Below are 9183 nucleotides of genomic sequence, written 5' to 3' on the forward strand. Positions count from 1 at the left end.
CTTGCCGGGAGTCATACGCCCCCGACCAGCACGAGCACCCCGAAGCCCATGCACACCAGCCCCGTGACCTGCAACTTCACGATGCACACAACTCATTGCGTGCGGTGCCCTGTCCGGCTTCCACGCCCTGATCTCCTCCGGCACCACGCCGAAGCTGATCCAGAAGGAGTCCCAGGTCCGGGCGATCGGCTACGGCTCCATGCTCACGGAGTCCTTCGTCGCCGTCATGGCCCTCATTGCCGCCTGCGTGTTGGAACCGGGTCTGTTCTACGCGATGAACTCCCCGGCAGCGCTGCTCGGGCCGACGGTGGAGAGCGCATCCGAGGCGGTGAAGGGCCTCGGGTTCACCATCACCCCGGACCAGCTCACCGCGGCGGCCAAGGCCGTCGAGGAGGAGACGCTGGTCGGGCGCACCGGTGGCGCGCCCACCCTGGCCGTGGGCATGGCGGAGATCTTCGCCACGGTGTTCGGCGGCGCCTCGATGAAGGCGTTCTGGTACCACTTCGCCATCATGTTCGAGGCACTGTTCATCCTCACCACGGTGGACGCCGGCACCCGGGTCGGCCGATTCATGCTCCAGGACATGTTGGGCAACGTCTGGAAGCCGATCGGCCGGGTCACCTGGAAGCCGGGCATCTGGATCACCAGTGCCATCGTCGTGGGCGCATGGGGCTACTTCCTCTACGCCGGTGTCACCGACCCGCTGGGCGGCATCAAGCAGTTGTTCCCGTTGTTCGGCATCGCCAACCAGCTGCTGGCCGCGGTCGCCCTGGCCGTCACCACGACACTGCTGATCAAGCACGGCAAGCTGAAGTGGGCCTGGGTCACCGGCATTCCGCTGGCCTGGGACGTGGCCGTCACCTTCACCGCGGGATGGCAGAAGATCTTCTCCGACAACCCGGCGATCGGCTTCTTCTCCCTGAGGGAGAAGTACGCGCAGGCCATCAAGGACGGCCAACTGCTCCCGGGGGCCGAGACCATGGACGACATGCACACCATCGTGCTCAACAACACGGTCGACGGTGTGATCATGGCCGTGTTCCTTCTGCTGGTCCTCACGGTCCTGATCAACTGCGCCGTGGTGTGCGTCCGGGCCGTCCGTGCCACCGAGCCGCTGCCGACGACCGAGGCGCCGTACGTCAAGTCCCGCATCGAGGTGCCCGACCAGCGGAGCCACGAGGAGCTGGTGGGGACGGGCTCATGACGACCGTCCGGAAGCTGTTGGGGACCGTGCGCTGGTACGCGCGGGAGATGAGCGGCGAGGCGGAGTACGACCGCTACTGCGAACGCCACCGCCGCCACCACCCCCATGCGCCCCTGCCCACCCGCCGCGAATACGAACGGATGCGCACAGCACACCGTGAACAGGACACCCCCAGCCGCTGCTGCTGAGGCGTATCCCGTCCTGCAAAGCCCCCGTCTCCCCCCGGATCTTCGTCCGGGGGGAGACCCACCCGGTCGCCGGCCGCTGCCCACACGGGCACCCCGGCTGTACCTCCACCACACCGGCCACCGGCATCCTGCGTTCGTGACCAGGCCCCGGCCATCCGACTGTGTCATGACGCCATGAGCGAGACCGACTCGCCGAACCCGACGGGGCCGGGGCACAACCCCACGTCCGAACCGCGATCCCAGAGCCGGGCGGACCACCGTCCCGCCCGGACACCGCCCCGAACCGCGGGGTGGGCGCCACCGTCCAGGCCCTGACAGCCGGTGCCCGCCCCGCTTCCCAGCCACGCATACTGGAAGCGACGAGATGCTGCGACGCCGAACACCCGTGGTCATGGGTCCCGAGCTCGACGACCACTACCTGCGCCGGACACTGTCGGAGCTGCGGCCCTCCTCCCCACAGCTGCACGGCCTCGGCGCCGGTACCAGCCGCCCGTCGTGGGAGCCCGTCGCGGGGCTGCTGCGTGCCACCGGCCGGGACTGGGACCGACGGGTGCACCGGATCTCCGTGCTGGCACCCGCCCTCGCCTCCGCCAGCGACTCGTCTCCGACCCGCAGCATCAAACCAGTTCAATCTTCCCTTCCCGCGGGCAAATCGGTCAGGACGGCCCGTGAGCTGAGGGCCGTCCGGGAAGGAGCACCACGATGGCAACGCCTCTGTCCGCCGACCAACTTCTCAGAGCGTTACGCAATGAAGGACTGCGCGTCGTCGAGCACCGGAGCTGGCGCACACACAACCGGAACCACAAAGGCCCCTGGGGACCCACCCACGGGGTCATGATCCACCACACCGTGACATCGGGCACCGCCAACTCCGTGGAGCTCTGCTACGACGGGTACTCCAGCCTGCCCGGTCCCCTCTGCCACGGGGTGATCGCCAAGGACGGGACGGTGTATCTCGTCGGCAACGGCCGGGCCAACCATGCCGGTCCGGGGGACGACGACGTACTGAGGGCCGTGATCAACGAGTCCGCGACGCTGCCTGCCGACAACGAGGCCAACACGGACGGCAACCGCCACTTCTACGGCTTCGAGTGCATCAATCTCGGCGACGGCAAGGACCCGTGGCCGGCGGCGCAGTTGGAGGCCATCGAGAAGGCCACGGCCGCGGTCTGCCGCGCGCACGGGTGGACGCACCGTTCGGTCATCGGGCACCTGGAGTGGCAGCCGGGGAAGGTCGACCCGCGGGGCTTCAGCATGAACTCGATGCGCAGCCGTATCCGGGAGAGACTCGGTGGTGATCCGTCCGGGCCGCCACCCGCGCCGAAGTACGAGCCGTTTCCCGGGGCCGCGTTCTTCCAGGCCGGCCGGCGCAGCGCGATCATCACGGCGATGGGCAAGCGCCTGGTGGCCGAGGGGTGCGGGCGGTACGGGGTTGGGCCGGGGCCCAACTGGACGGAGGCGGACCGCACGTCGTACGCGGCGTGGCAGCGCAAGCTCGGGTACTCGGGCAGTGACGCGGACGGTATTCCGGGCAAGACGAGTTGGGACAAGCTGAAGGTCCCCAACGTCTGACGCCCGGGGCTCCCGTGGCCCGCGTCGTCCCGGTGGGCCTCGTGGGCCGGGTGATCCGGGAGTTCAGGCGGCCGGGCGGTCCCGTGCCCCGCGTGCGGGGCCGCCCGGGTGCACGGGAGCCTGCGTGCACGGGAGCCTGCGTGCACGGGAGCCTGCGTGCACGGGCCGCCCGGGCCCGGGGCCCCCGGTACGCATTCCCGGGGCGGCCGGGCGGTCCCGGCGTGCTCAGAAGCGGACGGTGTCGACGGTGACGATCCCGGCGCCCATGTTCCGTTCCATCATCCGCAGCGCAGCGTCGGCGAGGTCCTCGTGGATGTGGGCGACGGCGTCGCGCGGCACGCTGACGTCGAGCTGGCGGATGTGGGCGTCGAGCGCCGAGTAGAGGATGCACTGTTCGGTGACCTGGCCGCAGAGCACGACATGCCGGATGTCCAGCCGGCCCAGCAGGTAGGCCAGGGGGGTCTCGAAGAAGATGGAGTGGCGGGCCTTGACGACGAACAGCGAGTCGTCATCGGGCCGCAGCGGTTCGACGAGGTCGGCGTGGTCGCCCGACAGGGCGGTGCGCAGGATCTCTCCGTGGTGGGAGCGCCATTCGCCGAAGTTGTCGTTGGCGTAGATGACGGGCAGCTGCCGGCTTCGTGCGCGCTCCAGGAGTCGTACGACGGCGGGCACCGCCCGGGTGACGGAGGGCAGCAGCAGGTCGGCGTCCTCGTGGTCGTAGGTGTTGATCATGTCGATGACGACGAGTGCGCTGCTGCCCATGGTGTCACCTCACAGCTCGCGCAGGGCGGGCAGCAGTTCGTCCTGTGCCCACCGGAAGAACGGCTCCTGCTGCTCGCCGCCGATCTGGACGAGGGCGATCTCGGTGAAGCCGGCGTCGACGTAGGCACGGACCGCTTCGGTGAAGGCGCCGATGTCGTTGCCGCAGGGGATGGCCTCGGCGACATCGTCGGGGGTGACGAGTTCGGTGGCCTGTTCGAAGGAGAGATGGCCGGGGAGTTCGGCGTTGACACGCCAGCCGCCGACGGCCCAGCGGAACTGGTCGTGCGCCCGCTTCACGGCGGCGTCGCGGTCGGTGTCGTAGCAGACGGGGAGTTGGCCGACGCGGGGTTTGCCGGTGCCGCCGTAGCGGTCGAAGGTGTCGAGGAGTTCCCGTTTCGGTTCGGTGGCGATGACCATGTCGGCGTTCCGGCCCGCGACGGCGCAGGATCGCTCGCCGGAGACGGCGATGCCGATCGGTACGCGGTCTTCGGGTACGTCCCAGAGTTTGGCGTCGACGACGTCGAAGTGGGCGCCGTGGTGCGTGACGTGCTCGCCGTCGAGGAGCCGGCGGATGATGCCGGCGGCTTCGTCGAGCATGTCGAGGCGTACGTGGGCGGCGGGCCAGTCGGCGCCGACGACGTGTTCGTTGAGGTTCTCGCCGGAGCCCAGTCCGAGCCGGAAGCGTCCCTGGGACAGGAGTTGGACGGTCGCGGCCTTCTGGGCGACGACTGCGGGGTGGTAGCGGGTGGTCGGGCAAGTGACGTACGTCATGAGCGGGATGCGGGAGGTGGCCTGGGCGGCGGCTCCGAGGACGCTCCAGGCGTAGGGGGCATGCCCCTGGGACGCGAGCCAGGGGAAGTAGTGGTCCGAGATGACGGAGAAGTCGAATCCTGCCTCCTCCGCGCCGACCGCGTGTGCGACGAGGTCGCGGGGTCCTGCCTGCTCGGTCATCATGGTGTATCCGAACTGCACCATGGTCTACTTCTCCGTGTTCGTTCCGTGCCACAGGGTCGTGACGTTGCAGAATTCCCGGATGCCGTGGCCGGACAGTTCGCGGCCGTAGCCGGACCGTTTGATCCCGCCGAAGGGCAGGGCCGGGTGCGACGCGGTCATTCCGTTGAAGAACACGCCGCCCGCTTCGAGGTCCCGGGAGAAGAGCTCCACTTCCCTCTCGTCGCGGGTCCACGCGTTGGAACTGAGCCCGAATGGGCTGTCGTTGGCGACGGCGACGGCCTGTGCGGGGTCGGCGACCCGGTAGACGGACGCGACGGGGCCGAAGGCTTCTTCGCGGTGGATGCGCATGTCGTCGGTGATGCCGGTCAGGACGGTGGGCTCGTAGTACCAGCCGCGGTCGAGGCCGGCGGGGCGTCGCCCGCCGCACCGTGCCGTGGCGCCCTGGCCGACGGCGTCGTCGACGAGTTCTTCGAGGTCGGCCCGGCCGCTTTCGCTCGCCAGGGGGCCCACGTCGGTGGCCTCGTCCATCGGGTCGCCGACGGTGAGGTCCTTCATGGCGGCGGTGAAGCGGTCACAGAACGCGTCGTGGATGTCGGTGTGCAGAATGAAACGTTTCGCCGCGATGCAGGACTGGCCGTTGTTCTGCACCCGGGCGGTGACGGCCGTACTGACGGCTGCGTCGAGGTCGGCGGAGGGCATGACGACGTACGCGTCGCTGCCGCCGAGTTCGAGGACGGTCTTCTTGACCTCGTCGCCGGCAACGGAGGCGACGGAGCGGCCGGCGCCTTCGCTGCCCGTCAGGGTGGCGGCGGCCACCCGCGGATCGCGCAGGACGGACTCGATCGCACCGGAGCCGACGAGCAGGGTCTGGAAGCACCCCTGGCGATATCCGGCGCGGGCGAAGAGGTCCTCCAGAAAGAGCGCGGTCTGCGGCACGTTGGAGGCGTGCTTGAGCAGGCCGACGTTGCCCGCCATGAGCGCGGGAGCCGCGAAGCGGATCACCTGCCAGAGCGGAAAGTTCCAGGGCATGACGGCGAGTACGACGCCGAGGGGCCGGTAGCGGACGGTGGCGTGGACGGCTCCGGAGTCCCGGACGTCGTCGGCGGCCGGGTGCTCGTCGGCCAGCAGCTGTTCGGCCCTGGCGGCGTACCAGCGCATGGCCTTGGCGCATTTGGCAGCCTCTGCGCGGGCGGCCGCGATCGGTTTGCCCATCTCGGTGGTCATCAGCCGGGCGACGTCCTGCCGGTCCTCGTCGAGCAGGTCGGCGGCGCGGTTCAGCAGGTCGGCGCGCTCGCCGAAGGGGCGGGTGCGGTGGTCGGCGAAGGCGGCGGCGGCGAGGCCGAGGCGGCGGTCGATCTCGTCGGGGGTGAGGGCGTCGTAGGTACGGAGGGTCTCGCCGGTCGCGGGGTTGACGGTGGCGATGGGCATGGGTGGTGCTCCTCGGGCTCTGGTGCGGGCGCGGGACCGCTCAGGTCTCCTCCTGGTGGACGCCGCTGCTGAGCCGCAGCTGGACGTCCTTCTCCTGGTCGCCGGCCGCCATGCCCTCCGCCAGCAGGTCGAAGGCGGCGGCGAGCGTCGCCTGCATCTGGTCGACCGCCCAATAGCCGCCCTGGAGCTCGGCCGTGACGGGCGAGGCGAGCCGGACGGGTTCGGCGTGCTCGTGCGGCTGCGCCACGTCGAAAGTGGTGGTCCACACGGTCGCGTGGCCCTCAGACACGTACTGGGGTGTCTCGTTCGCCGCACGGTCCGATTCGTAGGCCCTGCTCAGGGCCCGGAAGACCGCGTCGGCGTCCTCCTTCGTGCAGCCGCTGAGCGTCACCACGACGGACGTCGCGGACTCCTGTGCACTGTTCACCGTGTTTCCTGTCTCTCGGAACGTGTCCCCGTGCTCCACACTGACCCGGAGGACTTTCCTGTGCGACCGGACCTGGGCCGGTTGCACACCCGGGCGGCGACGGGCCGTGAGGAGCGCCGGGTACCCAGAGGCCGACGGCCGGAACATCATCGGGCGGCGCGACGCCGACGACGGCTGCCGGAGGCCGGGTGCCGGCGGCTGTCGTACGGTCCGGACGAGCAGGATCACGGGGGCGACCGCGGCGGCGTACCAGGTGGAGACGAACGCCGTGTTGCACAGCAGGGCGCAGGTCACGGCGCACCGGCGTGGCGGGCAGGGCGCCGCCGGGGACCCGGAGGACGAGTACGGGCAGGTCGATGACGACCCAGGCGGTGGTGGCGCGTCCGATTCCGCCGCCGGAGTGCCGTACGGCGGACTCGACGATCCGGTGGGCGCCGAGCAGGAGCGGCATGCGGCCAGGGGAGTTCGCGAGTCCGGCAGCGGGTACGGGGGCGCGACGGCAACGGCGGCCACACCGACGGCGGCGCTGCTGCCCGTGCCGGCCAGCGGTCCGCCGCCGCACTCCAGCACATGCCGCTCACGCTACGACGGTCGGGTTCCGGACATCTCCGGGCGCTGCGCGAACGTGGTTGATTGAGGCATAAAGGAGTTGCCCCGGGGGCTCTCGACGGGCGTCCGGCGCGGTATGCGCGCCCGGTTGGCGGCGGTGCGGCCCGGTGCCGGGGAGGGCCGGGACGGCGCTCGTGACCGGTCGGGGCGGCGGGGGCGGAGCCGCCGGGTATGTGCGGGAGCCACTGGTTCGGGTGCCGACGGAACTGAAACGTTGCAGTGGACAACCGTGGCGTCACGGTCGGCCGACCGCTCACCGGCGGGCTCCTCCGCGCGACGCTGAACTGCCGAAACGGCATGCGCCATTCCGTTTGCCCGTGGGCCGACCGGCTTCGCCCCACACGCGCCGTGCCCGTCGAACGCGCCGGCCGAGCCTGCGTCAGCAAACACTTCATCGCCTTTGCTCCAGCGGCGGCTCGAACGCCGCGCCGGTCCCGACCCGGCGCCGCCCCGGCCGGGCGGGAGGGCCGCGGCGGTGGGCGCCGCGGCCCACTCCGGGGACCGGGCCGGATGTACGCGCGTAGAGCGGCCGAAAGCCGATCTTGTCGCGGAACGGCGGGGAGCCCCAGGATTCCTACCGCGGCGGTTGTCAGGCTCATGACGCAGCTTCTCGCGTCACGGCCCGGCAGCCGGCGTTCGACGGGCCCACCCACCCAGCGGGCCCCGGATTCCCCCACCGGAGGATGCAGTGAACATCAAGCGCCTTTCCCCCCTCGGCGGCGTCTCGAGAGGTGCGCGGCTGATCGCCGTCGCTTCCGCACTCGTGGCCGCCTCCGCGCTTGCCGCCCCGTCCGCCATGGCCGACCCGGCCGACGCGCCGCGGGCCACCACCGCCCAGCTCGCCCAGGCCGGCCAAGCGGTCCTCGGAGCCGACGTGGCCGGCACCGCCTGGTACACCGACAAGGCAACCGGAAAGCTCGTCGTGACGGCGGACTCCACCGTCTCCGCCGCCGAGATCGCCAAGATCAAGAAGGCGGCGGGCACCGGCGCCCTGGAGATCAAGCGCACACCCGGCACGTTCAACAAGCTGATCGCCGGCGGCCAGGCCATCTACGCGGGCGGCGGTCGCTGCTCGCTCGGCTTCAACGTCCGCAGCGGCAGCACGTACTACGCCCTGACGGCAGGCCACTGCACGAACATCGCCTCCACCTGGTACACCAACTCCTCGAACACCACGGTGCTCGGCACGCGGGCCGGCTCCAGCTTCCCGGTCAACGACTACGGCATCATCCGCCACTCCAACGCCTCCGCGGCAGACGGCCGGGTCTACCTCTACAACGGCAGCTACCGCGACATCACCGGCGCCGGCAACGCCTACGTCGGCCAGACCGTCCAGCGCAGCGGCAGCACCACCGGCCTGCACAGCGGCCGGGTCACCGGCCTCAACGCGACCGTCAACTACGGCGGCGGCGACGTCGTCTACGGCATGATCCAGACCAACGTGTGCGCCGAGCCCGGCGACAGCGGCGGCGCCCTGTTCTCCGGCAGCACCGCCCTCGGTCTGACCTCCGGCGGCAGCGGCAACTGCTCCTCGGGCGGCACCACCTTCTTCCAGCCCGTCACCGAGGCACTCAGCCGCTACGGTGTGAGCGTCTTCTAGAGCCTCCCCCCACGGCCCGCGGCCGGCGGTCCGCCCTTGGGCGGACCGCCGGTCTTCGCCGGTTGTCAGTGGTGTCGGCCATGCTTGACGGGTCGACACCTTCAGGAGGGGAAGCGCGAGATGACCGATCTCGAGACCGCCGCCGCCCAGGCGTACGTACGGCTGCTGCAAACCACCAGGGCCGTTCTCGCCGACCCGCAGCGAGCACCGCTGGCGGTCCCGCTGCTGGCGGTGCCGATGGCGGAGGCCGACGACGCACTGCATGCCGCCGGACTCGCGGGCAACGAGGCGGACTTCTTCCGACTGCTCGCGGCGACACGCCCCGCCGGCCGGGAGGACACAAGGGCAGCGTGAGCGGCGGCCCTCGCCTGAGGCGGCGGTGGCGGCGAGTATCTCGGCCTGGACGAGGTGGATGTACGCGCCGACGGCGGCGCCGTGC

The 9183-nt window shown here is 70.8% G+C and carries 9 protein-coding genes and 1 pseudogene; 5 read left to right on the top strand and 5 right to left on the bottom strand.

The window, feature by feature from the left end:
* Positions 1 to 94: 94 nt before the first annotated feature.
* From AB0903_RS21140 to AB0903_RS21150, 3 genes and pseudogenes are all read left to right on the top strand, one after another.
* Positions 95 to 1204 (top strand): annotated as a pseudogene (locus AB0903_RS21140) (carbon starvation CstA 5TM domain-containing protein); the annotation flags it as partial.
* Positions 1201 to 1392 carry a YbdD/YjiX family protein gene (locus tag AB0903_RS21145; RefSeq protein ID WP_366704949.1) on the top strand — a complete coding sequence of 64 codons (192 nt, stop codon included), beginning with the start codon at positions 1201 to 1203 and terminating at the stop codon, positions 1390 to 1392. The pseudogene AB0903_RS21140 and the gene AB0903_RS21145, both read left to right, overlap by 4 nt.
* Before the next feature lie 702 nt (positions 1393 to 2094).
* Complete coding sequence (locus AB0903_RS21150) at positions 2095 to 2964, top strand: peptidoglycan-binding protein (RefSeq protein WP_366704951.1); 870 nt, start codon at positions 2095 to 2097, stop codon at positions 2962 to 2964.
* Between the two features lie 225 nt (positions 2965 to 3189).
* Here AB0903_RS21150 and AB0903_RS21155 read toward each other — a convergent pair whose 3' ends face one another.
* From AB0903_RS21155 to AB0903_RS21175, 5 genes are read right to left on the bottom strand one after another with little or no spacing between them, the layout of a single operon-like run.
* Positions 3190 to 3726 (bottom strand): isochorismatase family cysteine hydrolase, encoded by a 537-nt coding sequence (locus AB0903_RS21155; protein ID WP_366704953.1) that lies wholly within the window; start codon positions 3724 to 3726, stop codon positions 3190 to 3192.
* 9 nt (positions 3727 to 3735) lie between these two features.
* Positions 3736 to 4701 (bottom strand): TIGR03557 family F420-dependent LLM class oxidoreductase, encoded by a 966-nt coding sequence (locus tag AB0903_RS21160; RefSeq protein WP_366704955.1) that lies wholly within the window; start codon positions 4699 to 4701, stop codon positions 3736 to 3738.
* Positions 4702 to 4704: 3 nt separating this feature from the next.
* A complete protein-coding gene (locus tag AB0903_RS21165; protein WP_366704957.1) occupies positions 4705 to 6108 on the bottom strand; it encodes an NADP-dependent succinic semialdehyde dehydrogenase in 1404 nt (467 codons plus the stop codon).
* 40 nt (positions 6109 to 6148) lie between these two features.
* The gene (locus tag AB0903_RS21170; RefSeq protein WP_366704959.1) at positions 6149 to 6502 is read right to left on the bottom strand and encodes a hypothetical protein; all 354 of its coding nucleotides are present in this window, start codon (positions 6500 to 6502) and stop codon (positions 6149 to 6151) included.
* Entirely contained in the window at positions 6390 to 6986 is a 597-nt protein-coding gene (locus AB0903_RS21175; protein ID WP_366704961.1) for a DUF6629 family protein, read from the bottom strand. Before AB0903_RS21175 ends, AB0903_RS21170 begins: the two co-directional genes overlap by 113 nt.
* Positions 6987 to 7832: 846 nt before the next feature.
* Here AB0903_RS21175 and AB0903_RS21180 point away from each other — a divergent pair.
* Together AB0903_RS21180 and AB0903_RS21185 are read left to right on the top strand one after the other, a co-directional pair.
* Entirely contained in the window at positions 7833 to 8744 is a 912-nt protein-coding gene (locus AB0903_RS21180; protein ID WP_366704963.1) for a S1 family peptidase, read from the top strand.
* A gap of 120 nt (positions 8745 to 8864) precedes the next feature.
* On the top strand, positions 8865 to 9098 hold the full coding sequence (locus AB0903_RS21185) for a hypothetical protein (protein WP_366704965.1): 234 nt from the start codon (positions 8865 to 8867) through the stop codon (positions 9096 to 9098).
* Positions 9099 to 9183: the final 85 nt, after the last annotated feature.

This window comes from Streptomyces sp. NPDC048389 (assembly GCF_040706335.1).
Taxonomy (GTDB): Bacteria; Actinomycetota; Actinomycetes; order Streptomycetales; family Streptomycetaceae; genus Streptomyces.

Coding starts and splice junctions, on each gene's coding strand:
- AB0903_RS21145 (WP_366704949.1), top strand. CDS start 1,201: ATGACGACCGTCCGGAAGCTGTTGGGGACCGTGCGCTGGTACGCGCGG.
- AB0903_RS21150 (WP_366704951.1), top strand. CDS start 2,095: ATGGCAACGCCTCTGTCCGCCGACCAACTTCTCAGAGCGTTACGCAAT.
- AB0903_RS21155 (WP_366704953.1), bottom strand. CDS start 3,726: ATGGGCAGCAGCGCACTCGTCGTCATCGACATGATCAACACCTACGAC.
- AB0903_RS21160 (WP_366704955.1), bottom strand. CDS start 4,701: ATGGTGCAGTTCGGATACACCATGATGACCGAGCAGGCAGGACCCCGC.
- AB0903_RS21165 (WP_366704957.1), bottom strand. CDS start 6,108: ATGCCCATCGCCACCGTCAACCCCGCGACCGGCGAGACCCTCCGTACC.
- AB0903_RS21175 (WP_366704961.1), bottom strand. CDS start 6,986: ATGCCGCTCCTGCTCGGCGCCCACCGGATCGTCGAGTCCGCCGTACGG.
- AB0903_RS21185 (WP_366704965.1), top strand. CDS start 8,865: ATGACCGATCTCGAGACCGCCGCCGCCCAGGCGTACGTACGGCTGCTG.